This window comes from Burkholderiales bacterium, assembly GCA_035543335.1.
Taxonomy (GTDB): domain Bacteria; phylum Pseudomonadota; class Gammaproteobacteria; order Burkholderiales; family JAHFRG01; genus JAHFRG01.
Genome location: DASZZH010000001.1, coordinates 41549 through 66125, shown reverse-complemented (window position 1 = coordinate 66125; position 24577 = coordinate 41549). Strand labels below are relative to the sequence as shown.

Annotated in this window: 27 protein-coding genes and 1 tRNA gene; 24 read left to right on the top strand and 4 right to left on the bottom strand. The window is 56.4% G+C overall.

Annotated elements, in window-relative coordinates; translation table 11 throughout:
- The 19 genes from VHE58_00350 to rlmD all read left to right on the top strand — a co-directional run.
- The coding region (locus VHE58_00350; protein ID HVS25759.1) for a hypothetical protein at positions 1-206 on the top strand (206 nt) is incomplete at its 5' end.
- 21 nt (positions 207-227) lie between these two features.
- Positions 228-1337: a 3-phosphoserine/phosphohydroxythreonine transaminase gene (gene serC / locus VHE58_00345; protein ID HVS25758.1), complete on the top strand. Its 1110-nt coding sequence runs from the start codon at positions 228-230 to the stop codon at positions 1335-1337.
- Complete coding sequence (locus tag VHE58_00340; protein ID HVS25757.1) at positions 1330-1833, top strand: hypothetical protein; 504 nt, start codon at positions 1330-1332, stop codon at positions 1831-1833. Before serC ends, VHE58_00340 begins: the two co-directional genes overlap by 8 nt.
- Positions 1757-2527 carry a phosphoglycerate dehydrogenase gene (locus tag VHE58_00335; GenBank protein ID HVS25756.1) on the top strand — a complete coding sequence of 257 codons (771 nt, stop codon included), beginning with the start codon at positions 1757-1759 and terminating at the stop codon, positions 2525-2527. The genes VHE58_00340 and VHE58_00335 overlap by 77 nt, the downstream gene beginning before the upstream one ends.
- A complete protein-coding gene (pheA, locus tag VHE58_00330) occupies positions 2524-3588 on the top strand; it encodes a prephenate dehydratase (protein HVS25755.1) in 1065 nt (354 codons plus the stop codon). Before VHE58_00335 ends, pheA begins: the two co-directional genes overlap by 4 nt.
- A 106-nt stretch (positions 3589-3694) precedes the next feature.
- On the top strand, positions 3695-4798 hold the full coding sequence (gene hisC / locus VHE58_00325; protein HVS25754.1) for a histidinol-phosphate transaminase: 1104 nt from the start codon (positions 3695-3697) through the stop codon (positions 4796-4798).
- A 1-nt stretch (position 4799) separates the two neighbouring features.
- Positions 4800-5672: a prephenate dehydrogenase/arogenate dehydrogenase family protein gene (locus VHE58_00320; GenBank protein HVS25753.1), complete on the top strand. Its 873-nt coding sequence runs from the start codon at positions 4800-4802 to the stop codon at positions 5670-5672.
- The gene (gene aroA, locus VHE58_00315) at positions 5669-6991 is read left to right on the top strand and encodes a 3-phosphoshikimate 1-carboxyvinyltransferase (protein HVS25752.1); all 1323 of its coding nucleotides are present in this window, start codon (positions 5669-5671) and stop codon (positions 6989-6991) included. The genes VHE58_00320 and aroA overlap by 4 nt, the downstream gene beginning before the upstream one ends.
- 72 nt (positions 6992-7063) lie before the next feature.
- Positions 7064-7735, top strand: a complete 672-nt coding sequence (gene cmk, locus VHE58_00310; protein HVS25751.1) for a (d)CMP kinase — start codon at positions 7064-7066, stop codon at positions 7733-7735.
- A gap of 88 nt (positions 7736-7823) precedes the next feature.
- Positions 7824-9539, top strand: coding sequence for a 30S ribosomal protein S1 (gene rpsA, locus VHE58_00305; protein HVS25750.1), 1716 nt, complete (start codon positions 7824-7826; stop codon positions 9537-9539).
- Positions 9540-9548: 9 nt separating this feature from the next.
- Positions 9549-9833 carry an integration host factor subunit beta gene (locus VHE58_00300; GenBank protein HVS25749.1) on the top strand — a complete coding sequence of 95 codons (285 nt, stop codon included), beginning with the start codon at positions 9549-9551 and terminating at the stop codon, positions 9831-9833.
- Between the two features lie 83 nt (positions 9834-9916).
- On the top strand, positions 9917-10189 hold the full coding sequence (locus VHE58_00295) for a LapA family protein (GenBank protein HVS25748.1): 273 nt from the start codon (positions 9917-9919) through the stop codon (positions 10187-10189).
- 12 nt (positions 10190-10201) lie between these two features.
- Positions 10202-11377 carry a lipopolysaccharide assembly protein LapB gene (gene lapB, locus VHE58_00290; GenBank protein ID HVS25747.1) on the top strand — a complete coding sequence of 392 codons (1176 nt, stop codon included), beginning with the start codon at positions 10202-10204 and terminating at the stop codon, positions 11375-11377.
- On the top strand, positions 11374-12084 hold the full coding sequence (pyrF, locus tag VHE58_00285; GenBank protein ID HVS25746.1) for an orotidine-5'-phosphate decarboxylase: 711 nt from the start codon (positions 11374-11376) through the stop codon (positions 12082-12084). The genes lapB and pyrF overlap by 4 nt, the downstream gene beginning before the upstream one ends.
- Positions 12081-13034 (top strand): D-glycero-beta-D-manno-heptose-7-phosphate kinase, encoded by a 954-nt coding sequence (gene rfaE1, locus VHE58_00280; GenBank protein HVS25745.1) that lies wholly within the window; start codon positions 12081-12083, stop codon positions 13032-13034. The genes pyrF and rfaE1 overlap by 4 nt, the downstream gene beginning before the upstream one ends.
- 8 nt (positions 13035-13042) lie before the next feature.
- On the top strand, positions 13043-14032 hold the full coding sequence (rfaD, locus tag VHE58_00275) for an ADP-glyceromanno-heptose 6-epimerase (GenBank protein HVS25744.1): 990 nt from the start codon (positions 13043-13045) through the stop codon (positions 14030-14032).
- A 77-nt stretch (positions 14033-14109) separates the two neighbouring features.
- The gene (cysM, locus tag VHE58_00270) at positions 14110-14997 is read left to right on the top strand and encodes a cysteine synthase CysM (GenBank protein HVS25743.1); all 888 of its coding nucleotides are present in this window, start codon (positions 14110-14112) and stop codon (positions 14995-14997) included.
- Positions 14994-15773, top strand: coding sequence for a 3'-5' exonuclease (locus VHE58_00265; protein ID HVS25742.1), 780 nt, complete (start codon positions 14994-14996; stop codon positions 15771-15773). The genes cysM and VHE58_00265 overlap by 4 nt, the downstream gene beginning before the upstream one ends.
- Before the next feature lie 14 nt (positions 15774-15787).
- Entirely contained in the window at positions 15788-17089 is a 1302-nt protein-coding gene (rlmD, locus tag VHE58_00260; GenBank protein HVS25741.1) for a 23S rRNA (uracil(1939)-C(5))-methyltransferase RlmD, read from the top strand.
- Between the two features lie 42 nt (positions 17090-17131).
- Here rlmD and VHE58_00255 read toward each other — a convergent pair whose 3' ends face one another.
- Positions 17132-17821: a Bax inhibitor-1/YccA family protein gene (locus VHE58_00255; protein HVS25740.1), complete on the bottom strand. Its 690-nt coding sequence runs from the start codon at positions 17819-17821 to the stop codon at positions 17132-17134.
- 463 nt (positions 17822-18284) lie between these two features.
- On the opposite strand from VHE58_00255, the gene VHE58_00250 reads away from it, so the two are divergent.
- From VHE58_00250 to VHE58_00235, 4 genes are all read left to right on the top strand, one after another.
- Positions 18285-18372: transfer RNA gene (locus tag VHE58_00250), tRNA-Ser, on the top strand.
- A gap of 78 nt (positions 18373-18450) precedes the next feature.
- Entirely contained in the window at positions 18451-18864 is a 414-nt protein-coding gene (locus tag VHE58_00245) for a hypothetical protein (protein HVS25739.1), read from the top strand.
- Positions 18837-19229: a thermonuclease family protein gene (locus VHE58_00240; GenBank protein ID HVS25738.1), complete on the top strand. Its 393-nt coding sequence runs from the start codon at positions 18837-18839 to the stop codon at positions 19227-19229. Before VHE58_00245 ends, VHE58_00240 begins: the two co-directional genes overlap by 28 nt.
- Positions 19230-19429: 200 nt before the next feature.
- The gene (locus VHE58_00235) at positions 19430-21391 is read left to right on the top strand and encodes an ATP-dependent helicase (GenBank protein ID HVS25737.1); all 1962 of its coding nucleotides are present in this window, start codon (positions 19430-19432) and stop codon (positions 21389-21391) included.
- On the opposite strand, the gene panE is transcribed toward VHE58_00235, so the two are convergent.
- Together panE and queD are read right to left on the bottom strand one after the other, a co-directional pair.
- The gene (gene panE, locus VHE58_00230) at positions 21392-22315 is read right to left on the bottom strand and encodes a 2-dehydropantoate 2-reductase (GenBank protein HVS25736.1); all 924 of its coding nucleotides are present in this window, start codon (positions 22313-22315) and stop codon (positions 21392-21394) included. It lies immediately after the preceding gene.
- Complete coding sequence (queD, locus tag VHE58_00225) at positions 22312-22842, bottom strand: 6-carboxytetrahydropterin synthase QueD (protein ID HVS25735.1); 531 nt, start codon at positions 22840-22842, stop codon at positions 22312-22314. Before queD ends, panE begins: the two co-directional genes overlap by 4 nt.
- Positions 22843-23237: 395 nt before the next feature.
- Here queD and VHE58_00220 point away from each other — a divergent pair, with 395 nt between their 5' ends.
- Positions 23238-24095 carry a radical SAM protein gene (locus VHE58_00220; GenBank protein HVS25734.1) on the top strand — a complete coding sequence of 286 codons (858 nt, stop codon included), beginning with the start codon at positions 23238-23240 and terminating at the stop codon, positions 24093-24095.
- Between the two features lie 6 nt (positions 24096-24101).
- Here VHE58_00220 and VHE58_00215 read toward each other — a convergent pair whose 3' ends face one another.
- Positions 24102-24398 (bottom strand): helix-turn-helix transcriptional regulator, encoded by a 297-nt coding sequence (locus VHE58_00215; GenBank protein HVS25733.1) that lies wholly within the window; start codon positions 24396-24398, stop codon positions 24102-24104.
- Between the last annotated feature and the right edge of the window lie 179 nt (positions 24399-24577).

The following is a 24577-nucleotide window of genomic DNA, read 5'->3' as shown; positions in this document are numbered from 1 at the left end:
GGGGTGCGGGAGCGGCAGCATGGGCGGCCCATCGAACGGCGCCTCTTGCGGCAGCTTGCGCCCCTGCCCGCACCACGCTGCGCGAGACCGAGTCCGGGGTGCCCGTGCGCATGGCGTTGTTGTTCGTCGCTGGTTTGGCCTCCACCAAACGGCGCTCCTCACGCCTCGCCCTGCACCCGGATTGCAACACCGTCGCAACCGCGTAGGACTTAATCAGAGGTTCCCTAATGAATGATGTAAAGAAATTTACCGCGGCAAAATGCGTGTACAACTTCGGAGCGGGACCGGCGGTTCTGCCGGAGGAGGTGCTGGAGCAGGCGCGCGCGGAAATGCTGGACTGGTGCGGCAGCGGCATGTCGGTGATGGAGATGAGCCACCGCGGTAAGGAATTCATGGGCATCGCCGCCCGGGCGGAAAGCGATTTGCGCGAGCTGATGCAAATCCCGCCCCGCTATAAAGTGCTGTTCCTGCAGGGCGGTGCCACGCTGCAATTTGCCATGGCGCCGCTCAACCTGCTGCGTGGGAAAAAATCCGCCGACTATATCCATACCGGCGGATGGTCGAAGAAAGCGATTACCGAGGCGAAAAAATTTTGCGCGGTGAATGTTGCCGCCTCTTCCGAGGACGCCAAATTCACTTATGCGCCGGCGCAGGAGCAGTGGCAGCTCGATTCCAATGCCGCTTACCTGCATTACACGCCAAATGAAACCATAAGTGGTGTGGAATTCCACTGGACACCGGATGCCGGAGATGTCCCGCTGGTCGCCGACATGTCGTCGAACATTCTTTCCAAGCCGGTGGAGGTGAGCCAATACGGCCTGATTTACGCCGGGGCGCAAAAGAACATCGGCCCGGCGGGCTTGACCGTGGTGATCGTGCGTGAGGATTTGCTTGGCCAGCCGCTGCCGGGAACACCGGCGATGCTGGATTACAAAATCCACGCGGACAACGAGTCGATGTATAACACGCCGCCAGCCTATGCGTGGTACGTGGCGGGCCTCACTTTTCAATGGCTCAAGAAAAACGGCGGTCTTGCCGCGATGGAGAGCCGCAATATCGAAAAAGCCGGGCTGCTTTATGACTTTCTCGATTACAGCGGCTTGTTTAGAAATCCGGTGCGCAAAAGCGACCGCTCGCGCATGAACGTGCCGTTCACGCTCAAGCAAGCCACGCTGGACGAAGAATTTTTGAAACAGGCAAAGGCGAGGGGAATGATACAACTCAAGGGACACCGCTCGGTGGGCGGCATGCGCGCGTCCCTGTACAACGCTATGCCGCTGGAAGGCGTGCAAACGCTGGTGGAATTCATGCGCGAGTTCGAGGCAAGACATGGCTGAGACCTACCACATTCTCACGCTCAACCCGATTTCGCAGCACGGGCTCAAGCACTTTCCGCACAATTACACCGTCGGCAACCCGGTGAGCGAGCCGAATACGATTCTGGTGCGCTCGCAGAATATGCATGAGATGACCATCCCGGCCAAGGTCAAGGCGATAGGCCGTGCCGGCGCGGGCACCAACAACATCCCGGTGGCGGGGATGAGCAAGCGCGGCGTGCCGGTGTTCAACGCGCCCGGGGCCAATGCCAACGCGGTGAAGGAGCTGGTGATAGCCGCGATGCTGATGGCGGCGCGCAATCTGGTGCCGGCGATGCACTTCGTGGAAAAGATTTCCGGCGACGACGTAGCCATTAAAAAAGGCGTGGAGGACGGTAAAAAACAGTTTGGGGGTATCGAGCCCGCACCGTTCGCTCGGGGTGATAGGCCTTGGCGCGATCGGCGGATTGGTCGCCGATGCGGCGATCAAGCTCGGAATGCGTGTGATTGGCTTTGATCCGGAAATCACCGTGGACGCAGCTTGGAACGTACCTTCGCAGGTGAAAAAGGCGCACAGCATCGACGAAGTGCTGAAAAACTGTGACTGCGTGACGCTGCACGTGCCGCTGCTCGACGGCACGCGCAAAATGCTGGACGCCAAGCGCCTGAGCCACATGAAGCACGGCACGGTGCTCCTCAATTTCGCGCGCAACGAGGTGGTGGACGAGGACGCGGTGCTGGCGGCGCTCAACGCCAAAAAAATAAAGTACTACATGTGCGATTTTCCTTCGATCAGGCTGAGGGGGCATCCCGCCGTGGTGGCCTTGCCGCATCTGGGCGCTTCGACCCAGGAGGCGGAGGATAATTGCGCGGTGATGGTGGTCGAGCAAGTGCGCGACTTTCTGGAAAACGGCAACATCCTCAACGCCGTCAACTTTCCCGGTGTCGTGATGGAGCGCGAATCGCCTTACCGCGTGGGGACTGCCAACGCCAATGTGCCGAACATGGTGGGACAGATTTCCACCGCCATGGCGCAAGCCGGGCTGAACATACATAATATGGTCAACAAATCCAGGGGCGAGATGGCTTATACCCTGGTTGATCTCGACAGCGTGGTGCCGGGCGCGGTCATCAGCAAAATCGCGGCCATACCCGGCGTGCTGAGCGTACGCTACGTGCCGCAGCAGGGGGACGACAAAGAATCACGATGAGCGACCGGCTTAAAAAACTGCGTGCCAGCATCGATGCGCTCGATCAGCAGATGCTCGAGCTCATTAACCGGCGCGCCGCGCACGCGCGTTCCATCGGCCGGCTCAAGAACGGCATCGTTTACCGCCCCGAGCGCGAAGCGCAGGTCCTGCGGCGCATCAAGGAAGCGAACCACGGACCTCTTTCCGACGAAACGGTGGCACGGCTGTTGCGCGAAATCATGTCCGCCTGCCTGGCGCTGGAAAAGCCGCTTACCGTGACCTACCTCGGACCGCAGGGTACGTTCAGCGAAGCCGCCGCCATCAAGCATTTCGGCCACGCCGCACGCACCCAGTCCTGTGCCTCGATTGATGAAGTGCTGCGCAAAGTGGAAGCCGATGAAGTCGATTATGCCGTGGCGCCGGTGGAAAATTCCACCGAAGGCGCGGTCGGTCGCACGCTGGATTTGATGCTGAACACGCCGCTCAAGATTTGCGGCGAGGTGGTGTTGCGCGTGCACCAGCATCTGCTGCGTAAGAGCAGGGGGCTCAAGAACATCAAGCGCATCTATTCGCACGCGCAGTCGTTCGCCCAGTGCCACGAGTGGCTCAATCACAATCTGCCCAAAGTGCCGCAGGTGCAAGTGGCGAGCAACGCCGAAGCCGCGCGCCTCGCCGGCAAGGAAGCCAGTAGCGTGGCGATCGCCGGGGAAATGGCGGCGGAGCGCTACCGCCTGAATGTCCTGGCGAAAAACATCGAAGACGAGCCGAACAACACCACGCGCTTCTGGATACTGGGCGCGCATGACGCCGCGCCTTCGGGCAAGGACAAGACTTCGCTGGTGATGTCTAGCAAAAATGTTCCAGGAGCGGTGCACCAGTTGCTCACGCCGCTTGCCCATTACGGGGTGAGCATGAGCAAGCTGGAGTCGCGTCCTTCGCGCACCGGCCTGTGGGAATACGTGTTCTTCGTCGATGTCGAAGGCCATCAGCAGGAAGAGAACGTGGCCAAGGCGCTCGATGAGCTCGCCGATAAGGCAGCGTTCTTAAAAATCCTCGGCTCCTATCCCGCGGCGGTGCTTTAAGTGCGGTTAAGGGTTGAGGGTTAAGAGTTGTGAGTGAAACCAACTGACCGTAAAGATTAAAATCCCTTAACTCCGAACACTCAACACTAAACCCTCAACTTCTAAAATGATGGATATATGCGATCTGGCGCCGCCCTATATCCGGGCGATTGCGCCTTACCAGCCGGGCAAGCCGATTTCCGAGCTCGAGCGCGAGTTAGGGCTGAAAGACATCGTGAAGCTCGCGTCCAACGAAAATCCCATGGGCGCGAGCCCCAAGGCGCTCGCTGCGGTAAAGCAAGCGCTCGACGACATTGCCCGCTATCCCGATGGCAACGGTTTTGAATTGAAAGCAGCCTTGTCGGCGCGGCTGCAGGTGAAGCAGGAGCAAGTCGTGCTGGGCAACGGCTCGAACGACGTGCTGGAACTCGCTGCACGCGCTTTTCTCACTCCGGGCACCGAGGCGGTTTACGCGCAGCACGCGTTTGCCGTGTATCCGCTCGTGACCCAGGCCTGCGGCGCCAGGGGCATCGAAGCGCCGGCGAAAAACTTCGGCCATGATTTGGAAGCCATGCTCAAGGCGGTGACGGCGCAGACGCGCATCGTGTTCATCGCCAACCCCAACAACCCGACGGGAACTCTGCTTTACGCCGGTGAGTTGCTGGCTTTTCTGCGTCGCCTGCCGGAAACCGTACTGGTGGTATTGGATGAAGCGTATAACGAGTATTTGCCAAAAGAACTCAAGACGCCCAGCTTGGAATGGCTGAAACAATTTCCGAATCTGGTGATTACGCGCACGTTCTCCAAAGCTTACGGTTTGGCGGGGCTGCGCGTGGGCTACGCGCTTGCGCAAGCTTCCGTCGCCGATTTAATGAACCGCGTGCGCCAGCCGTTCAACGTCAACAGCGCTTCGCAAGCTGCGGCGCTGGCGGCGCTCGATGACCATGAGTTCGTGAAACAAAGCTTCGAGCTCAATCAACAAGGCATGGCGCAGCTCACGCAAGCATTCAAGCGTCTAGGGCTGCGTTATATTCCTTCGTATGGAAATTTTGTGTGCTTCCATGCGGACGATGCGGCGGCGCTGTATCAGCGCCTGCTCAGGCGCGGCGTGATCGTGCGGCCGATCGCCAATTACGGCATGCCGGAATGGCTGCGAGTGAGCATAGGCTTGCCGCACGAAAACGAGAAATTTCTGCAGGCCCTGGAAAACTTGATGCGTGAAGCGGCATGAAATGGCGAAACCCCTGTTAAACAAGCTGGTGATTTTTGGCGTCGGTCTCATCGGCGGCTCGTTTGCCCTGGCGTTGAAGCGTGCGCAGGCGGTGAAGCATATCGTCGGCGTCGGACGCAGTCCGGAAAACCTGAAAAAGGCACTGAAGCTGCGCGTGATTGATGAAATCGCCGACAGCCCCGCGCGAGCGGTGCAGGGCGCCGACCTGGTTTTGCTGGCGATGCCGGTGGGCCAGATGCGCCAAGTCATGCGCGCCATCGCGCCGCACCTGGAGCCGCATACAATTGTCAGCGATGCCGGCAGCACCAAGCAGGATGTGGTGACATTGGCCAGGGAGTGCCTTGCTTCACACTTGCAGCGCTTCGTTCCCGCACATCCGATAGCCGGCGCGGAACTGAGTGGCGTGGCTGCGGCGCGCGTCGATCTTTTTGTACAAAGAACCCTGGTGCTGACGCCTTTGGCCAATACCGACAAAAAAGCGTTGCAGCGGGTTAGGGATTTGTGGCTCGTCTGCGGCGCAAAAGTAAGCCAACTGACGCCGCGCCGGCACGACGAAGTTTTCGCCGCGGTGAGCCATTTGCCGCACTTACTTGCCTACGCGCTGGTGGATGCAATTGCGAACAAAGCCAACGGCGCCGAGCTTTTCAAATATGCCGCGGGCGGCTTCCACGACTTCACGCGGATAGCCGGGAGTTCCCCCGAGATGTGGCGCGACATCGCGCTTTCCAATCGCAGGATTCTGTTGAAAGAGCTTGCCAACTATCAGCGGCAATTGAAGCGCCTGGTCGGATTGTTGCAGAAAAATGATGGCAAAGCGCTTGAAAAAATATTTGCCAATGCCCGCGACGCCCGGCGCAAATGGCTGCTGACATGACCGTTAATTACCGTGTCGAACCGGGCGGCGCGTTTTCAGGCAGGCTGCGCGTTCCCGGCGACAAATCCATTTCCCATCGCAGCATCATGCTGGGCTCCATTGCCGAGGGTATAACCAAAATCGGCGGATTCCTCGAAGGCGAGGATGCGCTTGCCACCATGAATGCCTTCCGTGCCATGGGCGTGCGCATCGAAGGGCCGGGTCAAAGAAGTGTGGTGGTGCACGGGGTAGGATTGCGCGGCCTGAAAGCGCCACCGAAAGTTCTGGATTGCGGCAATTCAGGCACCTTGATGCGGCTTTTATGCGGACTGCTCGCCGGCCAGTCTTTTAATTGCGAATTGGACGGCGATTCCAGCCTGCGCCAACGGCCGATGCAACGTGTGGCGACTCCTTTGCGGAAAATGGGGGCGGAGATTGTCACTGCCGGCAAAGGTAGGCCGCCCGTAAAAATCCGCGGCATGCCGGAATTACGCGGAATTGAATACGCCATGCCGGTGGCAAGCGCTCAGGTGAAATCGGCACTGCTGCTGGCGGGGCTTTATGCCAGAGGGCGCACCTGCGTTACCGAACCGGCGCCGACCCGCGACCACACCGAGCGCATGTTGCAGGCGTTTGGTTATCCCGTCAGACGCGAAGGCGGAAAAATTTGCGTAAATGGCGGCGGGAAATTACAGGCAACCGTTATCGAGGTGCCTACCGACATTTCCTCGGCGGCGTTTTTCATAGTGGGCGCCGGCATTGCGCCCGCTTCGAACATCACGCTCAGCCACGTCGGCATCAATCCCACCCGCACCGGAGTGATCGAAATTTTGCGTTTAATGGGCGCTGATATCACGCTTGTCAATGAACGCACGGCGGGCGGGGAGCCGGTGGCCGATATTCGTGTGCGCCATGCCCGGCTTAAAGGAGTGAATATTCCAGCTGAACTCGTACCGCTGGCGATAGACGAGTTTCCGGTTTTGTTCATAGCGGCGGCGAATGCCGAAGGGGAGACTGTATTGACCGGCGCGGAGGAACTGCGCGTCAAGGAAAGCGACCGCATCCAGGTGATGGCCGAAGGCTTGCGTACGCTCGGAATCAAAGCACAACCCGCGCCGGACGGCATCCGCATTCTCGGCGGGACTTATCACGGTGGTGAAATCGACAGTCACGGAGACCACCGCATCGCCATGTCGTTTGCCATTGCCGCCTTGCGCGCTTCCAGCCCGATTACCATACGCGATTGCGCCAATGTGGCGACATCGTTTCCCGATTTTGTGCAACTTGCACTGACGGCGGGATTAAAAATTTCGGAAAACCTTGACCGCGGAGGACGCTGAGAACGCAGAGGAAAGCCAAGAAAATAGTTTTTCATTTCTTACCTCGGCGTCCTCTGCGGTGAAAAGATTTTCATGAGAGAACTTGGCAATATCCCAGTCATCGCCATTGACGGGCCTTCGGCTTCGGGCAAGGGCGCGGTGGCGCAATGGGTAGCTCGGGAACTTGGTTTCCATTATCTGGACAGCGGCTCGTTCTACCGTTTGGTCGCCTTGGCCGCGCAAAAACGTGGAATAGCGCTCGATGACGAAACGGCGCTGGCCAAATTGGCGGAAAGCCTGCCCGCGGAGTTTCGCGGCGGTGAAATCCTGCTCGACGGGAAGCAAGTGACAGATGAAATCCGCTCGGAAACCTGCGCTGCGGGCGCATCCCGGGTCGCTGCGCTGCCCAAAATCCGGCTCGCGCTTCTCTCCAGACAGCGCGCTTTCCGCAAAACTCCGGGTCTGGTGGCGGAGGGGCGCGACATGGGTTCCACCGTGTTTCCCGATGCCGTATTAAAAGTCTTTCTGACCGCCAGCACCGAGGCGCGCGCCGAGCGCAGATATAAACAGTTGATGGAAAAAGGAATGTATGCTAGCATTCCAACCCTTTTACAGGAAATCAAGGAACGCGATCTGCGTGACAGTCAGCGTTCCGTGGCGCCCCTGCGACAGGGGGCCGATGCCGGTCTTTTGGATACCACCTCGTTAAGCATCGAGGAAACGGTCGCCGAAGTGCTTTCCAGGTATCGCCAGACCGCATCCTGATTAGGCGTTCCGGGTTGCCCAAACCCGGGGCAATGATAAACGAACCCCGTGGGAAATCACGGGTTAAATCCGCGGGCGTAAATAAATGATGGTTACCGCTTCCTCAGGTTCCGACAGCTCTGAAAATTTTGCCGCGCTGTTTGAAGAAAGCCTTTCCCACCAGGAAATGCGTATCGGCGAGGTGATTACCGCCGAAGTGATGAGAGTTGATTCCAATTATGTGGTCGTGAACGCCGGCCTCAAATCCGAAAGCTTTATTTCCGTAGACGAATTCCGCAACGACAAGGGCGAAGTCGAAGTCAAGCCCGGCGACTTCGTGGAAGTGGCGATCGAAGCCCTCGAAGACGGTTACGGCGAAACCCGCCTCTCCCGCGACAAAGCCAAGCGCCTGACGGCATGGCGCGAGCTGGAAGTGGCGCTGGAACAGGGCACGCTGGTGCATGGATTGATTAACGGCAAAGTCAAGGGCGGGCTCACCGTGATGGTGAACGGCATTCGCGCCTTCCTCCCCGGCTCGTTGGTGGACATCCGCCCGGTCAAGGATACCAATCCTTACGAAGGCAAGGAGATGGAATTCAAGGTCATCAAGCTGGACCGCAAGCGCAACAACGTGGTGGTATCGCGCCGCGCGGTGCTGGAAGCGAGCCAGGGCGCGGAACGTCAGGCGCTGCTGGAAAACCTGAAAGAGGGCGCGGTGGTGAAGGGCGTGGTGAAGAACATCACTGATTACGGCGCGTTTGTGGACTTGGGCGGCATCGACGGTCTTCTGCATATCACCGATCTGGCCTGGCGCCGCGTGCGCCACCCTTCGGAAATGCTTGCCGTGGGCGATGAAGTGGAAGCCAAGGTGCTCAAATTCGACCAGGAGAAAAACCGCGTCTCATTGGGCCTCAAGCAACTGGGCGACGATCCGTGGGTGGGATTGTCCCGCCGTTATCCGCAAGGCACCCGCCTGTTCGGCAAGGTGAGCAACCTCACCGATTACGGCGCGTTTGTCGAAATCGAGCAGGGCATCGAAGGCCTGGTGCATGTCTCGGAGATGGATTGGACCAACAAGAACGTGCACCCCTCCAAAGTGGCACAGCTCGGCGACGAGGTCGAGGTGATGATTCTGGAAATTGATGAAGAGCGCCGCCGCATTTCGCTGGGCATGAAGCAATGCCAGCCCAATCCCTGGGAAGAATTCTCGCTCAACCACAAGAAGAACGACCGCGTCAAAGGCCAGATTAAATCCATTACCGATTTCGGCATTTTCATCGGCCTTCCCGGCGGTATTGACGGGCTGGTGCATCTTTCTGATCTGTCCTGGAGCCAGCCGGGCGAACAGGCGGTGCGCAATTACAAGAAGAGTGAGGAAGTGGAAGCGATGGTGCTTTCGATTGACGTCGAGCGCGAGCGCATTTCGCTCGGCATCAAGCAGCTCGATGGCGATCCGTTCACCAGCTACATCGCTACCCATGAGAAAAACAGCGTCGTCGCCGGCAAGGTGAAGTCAACTGACGCCAAGGGGGCGGTGATCCAGCTCGACACTGATGTTGAGGGCTACCTGCGCGCTTCCGAAATGTCGCGCGACCGGGTCGAGGACATCCGCACTCACCTTAAAGAGGGTGATGAGGTGAAAGCGATGATTATCAACATCGACCGCAAGAATCGCAGCATCAACCTTTCGATTAAAGCCAAGAATCTGGCTGACGAATCAGAAGCCATACAGAAAGTGGTGGCTGACAATACAGCCAGTACCGGCACCACCAATCTGGGAGCGCTTCTGAAAGCGAAGCTGGATGTGAAAAACACCGAGCAATAGAGGGACAACATGACCAAGTCTGAGCTGATTGCCAAATTGGCGACGCGCTATCCGCAACTCGTGGCAAAAGATGCGGAACTCGCCGTAAAAATGATTTTGGACGCGATGACCAAGAGTCTCGCCCAAGGTAACCGCATCGAAATCAGGGGTTTTGGCAGCTTTGGCTTGAACCACCGCCCGCCGCGCGTCGGCCGCAACCCGAAGTCCGGCGAGAAGGTCAAAGTTCCGGAAAAATACGTTCCGCATTTCAAGGCGGGAAAAGAACTGCGCGAGCGTGTTGACGACAAAAAATAACCAGTATTTTTGGTTGAGAGAAAAAGGCGGCACGCTGTTGCAAGATGCCGCCTTTTTTGCATGTAAGACCCGGGATTTGAGATATGCGCTACCTTTCTTGGCTTCTTAAATTCATCCTGTTCCTGCTGCTGCTGGGTTTCGCGTTGAAAAACACCGAAACCACGGTGTTACGCTACTATTTTGGCTTCGAATGGCAGGCGCCGCTGGTGGCGATCCTGCTGGTGTTTTTCTGTGCCGGCGCCGCGATCGGGGTGGTGGCCGTCTTAAGCTACATTTTCCGGCAAAGACGAGAAATATTGAGTCTGAAGCGCGAGTTGCGCCTGAAACACCAGGCCACGGATCGGCCTGTCATATGAGTACCGGACGCCATGGAAATTGAACTCTGGTGGCTGCTGGCGTTTCCGTTGTTTTTCAGCCTGGGCTGGATCGCTGCCCGCATTGACATCAAGCAATTGCTGTCCGAATCGCGGGCGCTGCCCCTGTCCTATTTCAAGGGGCTCAATTTCCTGCTCAACGAGCAGCCCGACAAGGCGATCGAAGCCTTCATCGAAGTGGTGAAGGTCGACCCGCAAACGGTGGAGCTGCACTTCGCCTTGGGCAACCTGTTCCGCCGGCGCGGCGAAGTGGAACGCGCCATCCGCATGCACCAGAACCTGGCGGAGCGCGCCGATCTGGCGCAGGAACAGAAACTCAACGCTATGTTTGAGCTCGCCAAGGATTATCTGAAAGCGGGGCTGCTGGACCGCGCCGAGGAGTTCTTCGGCAAGCTGCAGGGGACGACGCATGCGGAAGCGGCGCTGAAAAACCTTCTGGAAATTTATCAGCAGGAAAAGGACTGGCAGAAAGCGATAGACGCCGCCAGGCACCTCGAAAAAATCACCAACCAGTCGTACCAGAAAGAAATCGCCAATTTTTACTGCGAATTGGCGGCCAATGAATTGATGCATTCGCGGCTGGAAAATGCCGGACCGCATCTCGATGCGGCGCTCGCGGCCCACCGTAAATGCGCTCGCGCCAGCATCCTGCAGGGTGATCTGGAAGTGCTGCAAAACCGCCACGAGCAGGCGATTACGGCCTGGAAGCGGATTGAAACCCAGAACCCCGCCTATCTGTCGCTGGTCGCGGAGAAGATTTTCAACGCTTACCGGCATCTGGACCGCTTCGACGAAGGTGCGCGTTTGCTGAGCGGCTATCTTTTCAACTACTCTTCGCTGGATTTGTTGAACGTGGTGTTCCAGGCGACGCTCACCCGCCAGGGCGCGGAGCCGGCCTATCAGCTGGTGCGGGATGAGCTGAAGCGCAACCCGACCTTGCTCGGCCTCGACAAGCTGCTGGAAGCGCAAATGCTGGAAGCACCGCCGGAGCGCCGCCATGATCTGGAACTGATGAAGAATCTGGTACACAGCCATACGCGCAGCCTTGCGCTTTACCGTTGCGAAAAATGCGGCTTTCGCGCCAGGCAGTTTTACTGGCGCTGCCCGGCCTGCGGCGGCTGGGAAACTTATCCACCGCGGCGCACCGAAGAACACGAACTGGCGGCATGAGCGAACCGCGGGTCATCGTTGCATTGGATTACCCCGACGCCAAAGCGGCGCTGCATTTGGTCGATCGCCTTGAGCCGCGGTCTTGCCGGGTCAAGGTGGGCAAGGAATTGTTTACGGCGGCGGGCCCGCAACTGGTGGAAAAACTGACCGGACGCGGTTTCGGGGTGTTTCTTGACCTCAAGTTTCACGACATTCCGCACACCGTAGCGCAGGCCTGCAAGGTTGCGGCGAAACTTGGAGTATGGATGCTTAACGTGCATGCATTAGGCGGGAAGAAAATGCTGCTCGCCGCGCGCGAAGCGCTGCAGGAATTCAAGCAGCGGCCGAGACTGGTCGCGGTTACCGTGCTCACCAGCATAAAAAACGAGGAGCTTGGGGAAATCGGCGTAAGCGGTGAACTGAACGAAGCGGTGCTGCGGCTGGCCGGGCTTGCCCATGACAGCGGTCTGGACGGCGTGGTGTGCTCGGCGCAGGAAGCGCCGGATTTGCGCAAGCAATTCGGCCGCAAGTTTTGCTTGGTGACTGCCGGCATTCGCCCCGCAAAGGTGGCTCTGGGTGATCAGCAGCGGGTGACGACCCCGCGGCGGGCAATGGAGAACGGCGCCGATTATCTGGTCATCGGCCGCCCGATTACCCAGGCACAGGACCCGCTCAAGGCATTGCAGGAAATTAACCGGGAAATTGCCGAAACTGTAAAACAAAAATGAAAAAAACAAGCACCCGTAAAAAAATTGCCCCCGCCGCGCTGGCCAAAGCACGCTTGCTGGTGGTGGGCGATGTCATGCTGGACCGTTACTGGTTCGGCGAAGTTAGCCGCATCTCTCCCGAAGCGCCGGTGCCGGTGGTGAAGATTGAGAAAGTGGAGGAGCGCCCGGGCGGTGCCGCCAATGTAGCGCGCAACGTCGCCGCGCTCGGGGCGAAAGTGGAATTGCTTTCCGTGATCGGCAATGATGAGGCCAGCGTCTGTCTGCAACGGCTGCTGCGCGACGAAGGCATCCCGTCGCAACTGCACCGGGACAATGCGATTGCGACCACCATCAAGCTGCGCGTGATTGGCCGCCAGCAGCAGCTGCTGCGAATCGATTTCGAGACCCCGCCCAGTCACGAGGTGCTGCTGTCTAAGCTTGCCGATTTTGAAAAAAAACTGTCTGCATGTGATGTGGTGATCCTGTCCGATTACGCGAAAGGGGGGCTCACGCACATCGCGCGCATGATTGCGCTTGCCAACCGTGCCAGGAAGACCGTGCTGGTCGACCCCAAGGGCGACGATTACGAACAATATCGCAACGCCACCATGCTTACTCCCAACCGCGCCGAATTCCGGCAGGTGATGGGGAGTTGGAAAAACGAGAAAGAGTTCGCTGCCAAGGCCCGGCAATTAATGCGAAAACTCAATCTCAAGGCGCTGCTGGTGACCCGAAGCGAGGAGGGCATGACGCTGTTCAGTAACGGCGGCATGCTGCATGTGCCGGCGCAGGCGCGTGAAGTCTATGACGTGAGCGGCGCCGGGGATACGGTGATTGCCGCGCTGGGCGTGATGCTGGCGAGCGGAGCGGATTTGCCGGACGCGGTGCGCATCGCCAACCGGGCGGCGGGCATCGTGGTCGGCAAGTTCGGCACGGCGGTGGTGCATCGCGACGAGTTGTTTGCGGTTTAGGAAAAAACATGTACACCATCGTCACCGGAGCGGCTGGATTCATCGGTTCCAACCTGGTCAAGGCGTTAAATCAGCGTGGCGAGACCGATATTATCGCGGTGGACAACCTGCAACAATCGGCCAAATTCACCAATCTGGCGGACTGTGAAATTGCCGACTATCAAGACCAGCAGGCGTTTCTGGAAAAGCTTGGTGAAGGCGCTTTTGACGGCGCGATTAACGTGATTTTCCACCAGGGAGCCTGCACCGACACCGCCGAGAGCGACGGCCGTTACATGATGCAGAACAATTACCGCTATTCGCTGGAGCTGCTGGAGTATTGTCAGAACGAGGAAGTGCCTTTTATTTATGCTTCCTCGGCCGCAATCTATGGCGCAACCAAGGTGTTCAAGGAAGAGCGGGAGCATGAAGCGCCGCTCAATGTTTACGGCTACTCCAAGTTCCTGTTCGACCAGGCGGTGCGCAAACGGCTCGCTCAGCGCAGTGCGCAGATTGCGGGCTTGCGCTATTTCAACGTTTACGGCCCGCGCGAGCGCCACAAGGGCAGAATGGCCTCGGTGGCGCTGCATTTCTTCGATGAATACCGCAGGGACGGAAAAGTAAAACTGTTCGAAGGCAGCAGCGGCTACGCGGCCGGCGAACAGCGGCGCGATTTTATTTCGGTCGAAGACGTCATTCAGGTCAACCTGTTCTTCCTTGATCATCCGGCAAAATCCGGTGTCTTCAATGTGGGCACCGGCGCCTCGCAGACGTTCAACGAAGTCGCGGTTGCCGCAGTGAATGCCTGCCGCCAGAGGCATCCGTCTTTGACTCTTCCGCAACTGCAGCAACAGGGCTTGATTGAATACATTCCTTTTCCCGAGAAGCTCGTAGGGAAATACCAGAGCTATACCCAGGCGGATATCGGCGCCCTGCGCCATGCGGGCTATGACCAGCCTTTTCTTAACGTGCAGCAAGGCGTCCCCCGCTATATCGAGTGTCTGTTGCAACAGACTTAAGTTTTTTCTAGCCCCGCTTTGGCAACTTTAGCGAGGCATCGGGTATCATACATAGCCGGGCTCTTTGAAAGAATCGCATGTATAAAACGATTGAGCACTTTGTCGGCGACACGCCGCTCGTCCAGCTGAAACGCATCCCCGGAAAGACCACCAACACCATTCTGGTGAAGCTCGAGGGCGACAATCCGGCGGGCTCGGTGAAGGACCGTCCGGCGCTGTATATGATTACGCGCGCCGAGCAGCGCGGGCAAATCAAGCCCGGCGACACGCTGATCGAGGCGACCAGCGGCAATACCGGCATTGCGCTGGCGATGGCGGCGGCGATGATGGGTTACCGGATGGTGTTGGTGATGCCGGAGCATCTGAGCCTGGAGCGGCGGCAGACCATGCGCGCGTTCGGCGCGGAATTCGTGTTGACGCCGGAAAAGGGCGGCATGGAAGCGGCGCGCGATACCGCCGAGCGCATGCGCGACGAAGGCATGGGTATTATTCTCGACCAGTTTGCCAATCCCGATAACCCGTTGTCGCACTACGAAGGTACCGGACCGGAAATCTGGCGTGACACCGGAGGTCAAATTACCCACTTCGTGAGCAGCATGGGCACCACCGGTACCATCATGGGCTGCTCGCGCTTCTTCAAGGAAAAAAACCCGGCGATCCGGATCATCGGCTGCCAGCCGACGGAAGGTTCGCAGATCCCCGGCATCCGCAAGTGGCCCGAGGCCTATCTTCCAAAAATCTTTGACCGCAAGCGGGTGGATCGCGTTATTGAGGTGAGCCAGCAGGACGCCGAGGAACTGACCCGCCGCCTGGCGAGCGAGGAAGGTATTTTTGCCGGCATTTCCTCGGGCGGCGCGCTGTGGGCGGCGCTGCAGGTTTCCGCTGAAGTCGAAAACGCGGTCATTGTCTCCATCGTCTGCGACCGCGGCGACCGTTATCTATCCACCGGAGTTTTCCCGGCGTGACGCCTGTTCTTGCGTTCGACATCGAGACGGTTCCCGATATCGAAGGTCTGCGCCGGCTCTACGCGCTGGGGGCCGAGGTCAAAGCCGGCGATGTCGCGGAAATGGCGTTTCAGATGCGCCGTCAGACGACCGGCACGGATTTTCTTCCCTTGCATCTGCATCGCGTCGTTGCCATTGCCTGCGCGCTGCGCGACCGCGACGGTTTCACCGTCTGGTCGCTGGGTGACGTTCACACCGGCGAGGCGGAGCTTATCAAGCGCTTTTTTGACGGCGTCGAGAAATACACCCCCCAACTGGTTTCCTGGAACGGCGGTGGCTTTGATTTGCCGGTCATGCATTACCGCGGACTGATTCACGGCATCCGCGCCGCCCGCTACTGGGACATGGGCGAGGACGACAAGGATTTCAAGTGGAACAATTACATCGGCCGCTATCATCAGCGCCATCTGGACTTGATGGATTTGCTCGCGCTTTACCAGCCGCGCAACAACGCGCCGCTGGATGAAATGGCGAAGCTCATCGGTTTTCCCGGCAAGCTCGGCATGGAAGGCGCCGGGGTGTGGGAAGCCTACCAGGCCGGGAAAATCACGGAAATTCGCAATTACTGCGAAACCGATGCCGTTAACACCTATCTGCTTTATCTGCGCTTCCAATTAATGCGCGGCGCGTTCAACGAAGACCAATACCGCCGCGAATGCGATGTAGTGCGCGCGAATTTACGCAAATCCGCCGAGCCGCACTGGCGTGAATTTCTGAGCGAGTGGCGCACGGCCTGATAACGGATTTGTCCTTGTCCTCCCAAGCCGTAATTGAATCCCTGGACCAAGAAGGCCGCGGTATTGCCCATGTCGGGGGCAAAACGGTTTTCATCGAGGGCGGTCTTCCTGGCGAAACCGTCGCTTATTCTCCTTACCGTAAAAAACCCAACTACGAGCTGGGTAATGCAGAGCACGTTCTGCGCTCGAGCCCGATGCGGGTGACGCCGCGCTGCCCGTATTTTGGCGTGTGCGGCGGTTGCAGCCTGCAACATCTCGATGTGCGCGCCCAGGTTGCGGCGAAACAACGCACGCTGGAAGATAATCTCCGGCATATCGGCAAGGTCGAAGCGCAAACGCTGCTGCCGCCCATTTACGGCCCGACTTGGGAATACCGCCAACGCGCGCGGCTGTCGGTGCACTATGTGGCGAAAAAAGGCGGAGTACTGGTGGGGTTTCACGAAAGGAAAAGCAGCTTTGTCGCCGACATGCAAAGCTGCGAAATTTTGCCGCAGAGGATTTCGGCGCTGCTTAAGCCGTTGCGCGAATTAATCGGCAGCCTGACGCTGCGCGAGCGCATTCCCCAGCTTGAGCTGGCAATAGGGGAAACTGCCGATGTACTGGTGTTGCGGCATCTTGACGCCTTGAGCAACAGCGACAAGGAAGCGCTCGAAGCCTTCGCCGAACGTCACCGCGTGCAGTTTTATCTGCAACCTGCGGGAGCGGAATCCGCTCATCCCTTTTATCCGCTGGAGCCGCAGGAGCTTTATTACACGCTTCCCGAATACGCCATCCACATCGCGTTCCAGCCTACCGAGTACACTCAGGTCAACCATGCGATGAACCGCATGCTGGTGCGCCGCGCCATGCAACTGCTTGACCCCCGGCCTGGCGAGCGGATTGCCGATTTGTTTTGCGGCCTGGGAAATTTCACCTTGCCCATAGCACGGCTGGGCGCGGAGGTGTTGGGCGCGGAAGGGAACGCGGCGTTGTTGCAGCGCGCTCAACAGAACGCGGCACAAAACGGATTGGCTGGAAAAGTACGCTTCCAGATTGCCAATCTGTTTGAGCCAGCCGAGGCCTCATTAGGCGGCGGCCGGTTTGACAAGATATTGCTCGATCCGCCGCGCGACGGGGCAATTGAAGTAGTCAAAGCCTTAGCCGCCGATTCGCCTGGCCGCATCGTTTATGTTTCCTGCAGTCCGGCGACTTTGGCGCGCGATGCGGCGGTGCTGGTGTATGCCAAAGGCTATCAACTCAAGGCGGTGGGGGTCGTCAACATGTTCCCTCACACTTCGCACATCGAATCCATCGCGCTGTTCGAGCGGGCAAAATAAGAAGGCGGGCGCATGCCCGCCTTTTACATGAGTTGCTCGTGTTTAGTCCCGCCGACCGGAGAAAACCAACAGCAGGTTCAGCAGGTGAACGAAGATATTATAGATGTCGAGGTAGATTTTCAGCGTGGCCATGACGTAGTTGGTTTCGCCGCCGTGGACGATTTGGCTTATGTCATACAAGATGTAGCCGGAGAACAGCAATACCGCAATCGCCGAAATCGTCAGGCTTGCCGCCGGTACCTGGAAGAACAGGTTGGCGATGGAAGCAATAATCAGAAGAACCAGACCGACCAGCAGGAACTTGCCCATGAAACTGAAATCCTTGCGGGTCACGGTGGCGATTCCCGCCAGCGTGAAGAAAATCACGCCGGTTCCCCCCGCCGCCATGCTTACCAGTTGGCCGCCGTTTCTGAAGTTCAGCGCGTATTGCAGCATCGGCCCCAGCCACCAGCCCATCACGAAGGTGAAGGCGAGCAGCAGCGGCACGCCCCAGATGCTGTTACGCGCGGCGCCGACCGCGAACATCAAGCCGAACATCGCGGCCAGCATCAGCAGCGGCCCCATGATCGGATATTGCGCGAGAAATGAGAAATTGGTTGCGGTTCCAACCAGCGCGCCGATGACCGTCGGAATCATGGTCAGTCCCAGCATCATGTAGGTGTTGCGCAACACCTTATGCTGGGCCAGCGCCAGTTGCGTCGTTTGTGCGCTTATCTGAATGTCTTGTTGCATTGCAGCCGCTCCTTAACACTTGAGCACATGCTCAGTGACTAAGACTACTCGACCGAAGTGAAAGTTGCAAGCCGGACAAAAGTGGAATCTAGCCAAAACAACGCGTTAAGAGTTATGATGCAGCCCTCTGGAGAGTTGGCGGCTCTCACCCAATCCCTCTCCCGCATTTGCGGGAGAGGGAACATTTGCTTCTTCTCCCGCATGGCGGGAGAAGATTGAGATGAGGGGCCGGTCGAATGCGGCGGTCTTGACTACACGCCACGCTAGCGGCTTGTTGCGGCGGAGACTAACCTTCAGGTTATGTCAAAGCCAAAACCGGCAGTTCTCCAGAAATTTGATATCGGAAGGTTGGCCGAGCGGTTGAAGGCACCGGTCTTGGAGCATGCGTAGCCTGCTCCAGTGAAGGCTAACCTGCAGAGCAGGTTATGCCGGAACTAAAACCGTTGTCCCAGCATTAACACGTGGAGAGTTGGCAGAGCGGTCTATTGCGGCGGTCTTGAAAACCGTTGTGGGGCAACCCACCGGGGGTTCGAATCCCTCACTCTCCGCCAATTCAAGTCACAAATGCTTAGAAGGAATTTGTCTCTGACCCTATGCGTTTCGATGGAGCGGATTGAGGCTATGCATCTATGAAAACGACTATCACGCGATTGGTGGCGGTGTTTGCTTGCTTAGTAGCTTTGGAGGCTCATGCTGCGGAGCTAACTCTCTTGTGTACGGTGAAAATGGCCTTCGATCACGACGACGGCTCGGCAACACTCGTCGAGAATACTAAAACGGTAATCAAAATTGATTTGGATAAAAGGCAAGCCAATTCAGATTTTCCGCTCGGCCCCGCGACGACTCCATTAACAAAGCTCGACGACCAATGGATCGTTTTCGTTATTTCTAGAAACCATAAATTAAGGAATGCAGTCATCTCGTCAGAGTCGGTAACTATTAATCGGGTTACGGGAGAAATTTCCTCCTTTTACTTTGCAGATGTCACTAATAGAGGGTGGAGTTTTATTGGCACATGCGAAACGGCGGCAAAGAAGTTTTGACATTCAATCTTGCTTTGGCGACGGCCAGCCTCGCGCTGGCATTTTGTTTCCCTGCTTACGCCGACTTCACCGGCAATGTGGTGGCGGTGGCCGATGGCGACACCATCACGGTGCTGCGCGACCGTGAGCAGGTAAAGATTCGCCTGTTAGAGATCGGCGCGCCAGAGAAGCGGCAGGCATTCGGCAACAGATCAAAGCAATCGCTATCCGATCTCTGCTTCAACAAAACCGCCACGCTGGCCGACAAAGGAAAGGATCGCTACGGGCGAACGCTGGCGCAGATCGCATCGTATCTGGGGATGCATTACTCGATGGTGAGCAAAGTGATTAAAGCAGAGATGGGAGATTCAAGATTCAAGACTTGACCCTAATAGCTATGGTTGATGGCACCGGTCTTGAAAACCGGCAGGGGCGCAAGCCTCTCATGAGTTCGAATCTCACACCTTCCGCCAATTCAAGTCACAAATGCCTAAAAAGAATTTGTCTCTGACCATATGCGTTTAATGGGAGGCGGGCAAATGACAAACCTGATATTTCAAGACCTGACCCCATGTATGCTTCCTCAATGATGGCCATACGATATCTAATCAATGATGACGGCACTCCCTTTAAGCCATCTGAAATACAGACATTGCGCGAGGCATTGGATTCTCTCGGCGATAATGAGCGGACGGAGTACAGCAATCAAAACGTTGCTGCTATTGCACAGCATGGAGCTGTCAAATTTTTGATCGTCTCTGGTCCTGGAACAGGCAAGAGTCATATTTTCATAGACAGGATTGACCATTGGTATAAAAACGACCCGGGCGCAACCGTTGTTGTAACGAGCTTTGTGAGAAAATTAGTGGCAGATTTACAGAATGATATTAAGAGCGACGCAAAGCTAAAGGACGAGCAAAAAAGCAAAATCACGGTATACACCTTGCATAAGTTTGCTCGGAGTATTGTTGAAAAAAATAATGGAACGAGCGAATGGCGATTTAGGCCGCACTTTCGGATCATAGGACAGACCTGGAAGGAAATAGTGTGGGATGATTTGTTTGCTTTTTATCCCGACATAGACCGAGGCGTCTATACTTGGAAAAAATTTGAGGAACAGTTGCATAATGATAACTTTGAGGGATCCGATGAGTGGAAAGGGCTTAATGAAACCTATTTCAAGCTCTGCCGATTTTATAATGCGGCCGGCTTCGCTGACTTGATTCTGCGCGCCACAAAGGCGTTAGCGGAAAATCCGGGTTTAAATGAAAATCAATACTTCATCATTGATGAATATCAGGATTTCAACCTTGCCGAAGAAGCCCTCATAAACCATTTCGTAGCAAACCCCAAAGGTCTGCTTGTTGTCGGAGACGACGAGCAAGTTCTTTATGAGAAGCTAAAATCAGGCAATCCTACACTGATTCGCAATCTGTATAAAAACACGGATTATGCCAATGGAATGCTCCCGTTCTGCGGCAGGAGTAGTTACCACATCACGAAAACCGCCGATCATTTCATTCAACAGCACAGAGAAGCAGAATGCATAGAAAAAATCTACTTACCGTTAAAGACAAACAGCAATGAACCGAAAGTCCAAGTTATTGCGTGCGCTACCTCTTCAACCGCAGTCGATTACATTGAAAAATTTGTCTTGGATAACAAAGCGGAAATTAATGAGCGCAAGAGGCAATTGGAGGCCGGGAAAGTAAAGGATGCATACTTGCTGATTTTGACGCCAGCAAAAGAAGTCAATTTTTATGGACAGTCGAAGGAGAAGATTAAAAGAATCGCGGCAGAATATCAAACAGAGACACGGTCGTTTTCGGAGGATTATTACCAATTGCTAAGCTATTATTCGCTTGCAAACAATCCCCATAACAATTTCACTTTTCGGAAAGTGCTCCATTATGAAGGGGTCTCGGAAGATAAAGTGCATGAGTTGATTGCCAGGGCCGTGCAGGATGACAAATACCTTTGCGACTTGGATATTCAAGAAATTAAGGACGCATTGAGCAAAGGCAACAAGGTTAAAACTATTTTGGACGGAGAGAGCACTGCTGCAGAAAAGCTGGAGCAAATCTCCAGCCTTATCTCAGTAGCCGATAAAGAGAAACTTCAGAAGGACATTGAGCGGAAAGCTATCAGTCAGGAAGAGGTGGCTAGATTGGAACACGAAGAGGAGGAAGAAGCAGAGCTGGAAGAAATTGAAGTAAAACGAATGGGAGCTGTGGAGTTGATTACAGTTGTCGGCTCCAAAGGACTTTCGGCAGATCACGTGATCATCATCGGTTTTGATAACGTAAACATGAATTGGGTAACGAAAAATGCTTTTTACGTTGCGATGACAAGAGCGAGAAAGAGCTTGCACATCCTGACCGCCCTCAAATCGGGTGGCGCGAGACAGGCACACAGTTTCCTCGATCAATTACCAGATGATCATGCGGAATTTTACAGTTACAAGAAAAGCGACCAATCGAAAAATCAATTGCAGGGCAAACTGGGATTCAAGAGCTATCTTAATAACCTAAATTCTATTTATTTCTGACTAGGTTTTGCTTTGTCTTGCCTCGTAGGCTTGCAAATTGCAGTAAGCCAGGCGCAGCTGGGGAGTTTGCAGCTTGTGCTTACGCGCCCTGCGAAGCATGTCGCCAATGATGTGGGCGGCTTCCGTCTTGCCGTTGCGCTCAACATCGCGCAGCATCGAAGCCGCCATAACCGAGCCGCGCTCAGTAAGCACCTTTCGCGACCAGGCCAGATGTTCGTCCCGCGGCGTGTAGCCCGATGCCGTCGCAACGTTTTTGCATTCGTTCAGCATTTCCAGAACAATCGCCTCACCTTCGTCTGTTTGCATAATGGCGCCGATGGGTGCGCGCATCAGGCAGGTGGTTCCGGCAAGCGCAGCGAGAAACACGAATTTTTCCCACATGGCGAGATCAATGGTTTCGCTGAGCAAGTAACTGACGGAAGTCTTTGCGAACTCGGCCTCAAGCGCCTTGCAGCGGGCGCTTTTTTCACCGGAACGCTCGCCGAAAATGATTTTATGCACCGGGTAGAGGTGATGAATTTCGCCGTTCTCCGTGAGCGTTGCGGCAATCTGGCAGGACCCGCCCAGCACCCGCTCCGCGCCGAATTTTTTGCCCAGCATTTCCATGTGGGCTACGCCATTCAGCAACGGAAGAATCGCAGTGCCTTTTCCAACCGCGGGGGTGATAGCGCTTGTTGCACTCTCAAGGTCATAAGCCTTGCAGGCGAGGATAACGAAGTCATATCCTGAGTTCAGCTGTTCAGGCAGCACGCAGGCGACCCTCTGGTTGATATCGCCGTGAGGGCTGCGCACCACCAAGCCGTGTTCCCTGAGTTGATCGGCACGCCGCGGACGGACTAGGAAAACCACATCGGCGCCTTTTTCAGCGAGCCGGCCGCCAAAATATCCTCCGACCGCTCCCGCGCCCAGCACCAGAATCTTCATTTTTGTTTGAGGTCGCTTCGGGTCGCATCCGCCCAGCAATGGGGTGTTTCATATAGACGGATGCGTTCAAGGCGAAGATGATTGCCATAGATGTCCCGGTAAGCCCGGGCAAGAATTCGGAACGCTTCCAGCGCCATATTTTCCGCGGTGGGCGTGGCGTTGAGCACCACGGTTTTGTGTCCCGGCAGTGAGCGCAGGAACTCGAGGACTACCGTGTCACCTTTATAGACCAGAAAAGCATGGTCCCAAAGTTCCACCAGATGTTCACGTGCAATATTTCTGACCTTGGCGAAATCCATTACCATGCCGTTGTCGGGCGCGCCTTTTTTTTGGATCACGTCGCCGGAAAGCGTAATTTCGATTGCGTAGCGGTGGCCGTGCAAATGCCGGCACTGGCTGTCATGTTCGGGAATGCGGTGCCCGGCATCGAATTCCAGGCGGCGGGTGATAAGAACCTGTCTCGACGATACCCGCGTGCTGCGTTGCTGGCCAGAAAGCGATGACTGCAAGGCGCGAGGAGGCCGCATAGTTACTCCTATGCAACGACGAGCAACGCCGCAGACGCGGTTTCTGGCCGCAACCCGGTGGGACGGGGGCCGTCGCGACCCGGTGGCGAAGCGGGGTGCGGGAGCGACGAGCTGTGCGCCCAGGAAGTGCTGTCCATCGACGGCCTTTGCGCCCCTTCCTGCACCACGCTGCGCGAGACCGAGTACGGGGCGCACTTTGGGCCATTTCCTCGTTGCTCGCCGCTTATTTGGAATAACCAAACTGCGCGGCTTGCGCCTAGAACTGGCACCAAAGTCGCCGCCGTCGCACACGTGAGTATTGTCGAGACAGGTTCTATCATCTTGTATTAAATTCCCTCATAATGTCCGCGAATTATAACATTCCCGCAATGCACCCCATTTAGGGGCCGATACTCATGCCGGCAACGCAAAGACTCAACATTTCCAACCACAGCCGTGAAGCCGCAGGGCTGACTTATGTGTACCCGGTCATCTCACGGAGGGCGGGCGGCGTATCGGTGGGCATTAACCTTAACCCCAACAATGCCTGCAACTGGCGTTGCATCTATTGCCAGGTTCCAGATCTTAAACGCGGCGCGGCGCCGGCGATTGACCTGCACAAACTCGACAGTGAGCTGCGCGGTTTTTTGCGCGAATTGCTATCGGGCGATTTCATGGAAAGTAAAGTGCCGCTTGAAGTGCGCCGTATCAACGATATCGCGATATCAGGTAACGGCGAGCCGACCAGCTCGAAACAGTTTGCTGAGGTCGTAGCTCTGATAGGACGGGTGATTGAGGATTGCGGTCTCAAAGACAAGATTAAGCTGGTGCTGATTACCAACGGCAGCCTGATGCAGCGGCTGCCGGTGCGGAAAGGCCTAAAAAAAATGAAAGAACTCTACGGCGAGGTGTGGTTCAAGCTGGATTCGGCAACCAACGCCGGCATGCGCCGCATCAACAGCACGCAGAGAAGCATAGAGAAGGTGTTGCAGAATCTGCGCCTGGCGAGTGCGCTCTGTCCGACCTGGCTGCAGACCTGTGTCTTTGCGCTGGATGGAAAACCGTCGTTAGCGGCGGAGCGGGAAGCCTATCTCAAGTTTGTCGGCGGATTAAAAAAGAAGGGAATTGCGATTGAAGGCATATTGCTTTACGGCCTGGCGCGGCAGTCCATGCAGCCCGAGGCGGCGCGCTTGAGGGCTTTGCCCGGGGGATGGTTGCAAGAGTTCGCGTCTGAAATACGCTCGCTGGGGCTGGTGGTAAAAGTCAGCCCGTAGTCAATTTTACGTCCGCCTGGTTTTTGAGCGGGCGGCTTTTTTCAATTTTTTGTAGCGCTCGGGCTGGAAGGCTTTCAGGTACTGGATGACTTCGTAGTCTTCCTTTTTGATTTTCTTTACGTCAATCTGCTCGACGTGCACCAGCCGCAGCAATTCCTTCACCGGTCGCGGAATGTTGCGGCCGTTTTCGTAACGCGAGCCCCCGCTTTGCGTGACGCCGATTTTGGTCCAGAACTGCTGTTGGTTAAGCCCCATGCGGCGGCGGATTTCTCGCGGGTTTGCGATTTTTTCAAAGAATTTCATTTCGGTTTCGATCCGGATATTTTAGAGTGCGTTTAATTGCGCTTTCGCGCGTTCAGGTAATGTAATTATTTTTTCCTGTCTGTGCAACTCTACACAGTCGGGCGAAGCGGCGGTTTTTCTCGTTTTTTCACCTGAAATGGAGTAAAATGCCGCCCTTTGATTTTACCCTATGAAACTGT

What these genes read in the sequence shown, in the direction of transcription:
- cmk (HVS25751.1), top strand. Translation starts at nt 7,064, where the DNA reads ATGAGAGAACTTGGCAATATCCCAGTCATCGCCATTGACGGGCCTTCG.
- VHE58_00240 (HVS25738.1), top strand. Translation starts at nt 18,837, where the DNA reads ATGCGAAACGGCGGCAAAGAAGTTTTGACATTCAATCTTGCTTTGGCG.
- VHE58_00245 (HVS25739.1), top strand. Translation starts at nt 18,451, where the DNA reads ATGAAAACGACTATCACGCGATTGGTGGCGGTGTTTGCTTGCTTAGTA.
- VHE58_00300 (HVS25749.1), top strand. Translation starts at nt 9,549, where the DNA reads ATGACCAAGTCTGAGCTGATTGCCAAATTGGCGACGCGCTATCCGCAA.
- VHE58_00255 (HVS25740.1), bottom strand. Translation starts at nt 17,821, where the DNA reads ATGCAACAAGACATTCAGATAAGCGCACAAACGACGCAACTGGCGCTG.
- VHE58_00235 (HVS25737.1), top strand. Translation starts at nt 19,430, where the DNA reads ATGATGGCCATACGATATCTAATCAATGATGACGGCACTCCCTTTAAG.
- rfaD (HVS25744.1), top strand. Translation starts at nt 13,043, where the DNA reads ATGTACACCATCGTCACCGGAGCGGCTGGATTCATCGGTTCCAACCTG.
- VHE58_00215 (HVS25733.1), bottom strand. Translation starts at nt 24,398, where the DNA reads ATGAAATTCTTTGAAAAAATCGCAAACCCGCGAGAAATCCGCCGCCGC.
- VHE58_00295 (HVS25748.1), top strand. Translation starts at nt 9,917, where the DNA reads ATGCGCTACCTTTCTTGGCTTCTTAAATTCATCCTGTTCCTGCTGCTG.
- cysM (HVS25743.1), top strand. Translation starts at nt 14,110, where the DNA reads ATGTATAAAACGATTGAGCACTTTGTCGGCGACACGCCGCTCGTCCAG.
- pyrF (HVS25746.1), top strand. Translation starts at nt 11,374, where the DNA reads ATGAGCGAACCGCGGGTCATCGTTGCATTGGATTACCCCGACGCCAAA.
- pheA (HVS25755.1), top strand. Translation starts at nt 2,524, where the DNA reads ATGAGCGACCGGCTTAAAAAACTGCGTGCCAGCATCGATGCGCTCGAT.
- serC (HVS25758.1), top strand. Translation starts at nt 228, where the DNA reads ATGAATGATGTAAAGAAATTTACCGCGGCAAAATGCGTGTACAACTTC.
- hisC (HVS25754.1), top strand. Translation starts at nt 3,695, where the DNA reads ATGATGGATATATGCGATCTGGCGCCGCCCTATATCCGGGCGATTGCG.
- aroA (HVS25752.1), top strand. Translation starts at nt 5,669, where the DNA reads ATGACCGTTAATTACCGTGTCGAACCGGGCGGCGCGTTTTCAGGCAGG.
- VHE58_00320 (HVS25753.1), top strand. Translation starts at nt 4,800, where the DNA reads ATGGCGAAACCCCTGTTAAACAAGCTGGTGATTTTTGGCGTCGGTCTC.
- panE (HVS25736.1), bottom strand. Translation starts at nt 22,315, where the DNA reads ATGAAGATTCTGGTGCTGGGCGCGGGAGCGGTCGGAGGATATTTTGGC.
- VHE58_00220 (HVS25734.1), top strand. Translation starts at nt 23,238, where the DNA reads ATGCCGGCAACGCAAAGACTCAACATTTCCAACCACAGCCGTGAAGCC.
- rfaE1 (HVS25745.1), top strand. Translation starts at nt 12,081, where the DNA reads ATGAAAAAAACAAGCACCCGTAAAAAAATTGCCCCCGCCGCGCTGGCC.
- lapB (HVS25747.1), top strand. Translation starts at nt 10,202, where the DNA reads ATGGAAATTGAACTCTGGTGGCTGCTGGCGTTTCCGTTGTTTTTCAGC.
- rpsA (HVS25750.1), top strand. Translation starts at nt 7,824, where the DNA reads ATGGTTACCGCTTCCTCAGGTTCCGACAGCTCTGAAAATTTTGCCGCG.
- queD (HVS25735.1), bottom strand. Translation starts at nt 22,842, where the DNA reads ATGCGGCCTCCTCGCGCCTTGCAGTCATCGCTTTCTGGCCAGCAACGC.
- VHE58_00340 (HVS25757.1), top strand. Translation starts at nt 1,330, where the DNA reads ATGGCTGAGACCTACCACATTCTCACGCTCAACCCGATTTCGCAGCAC.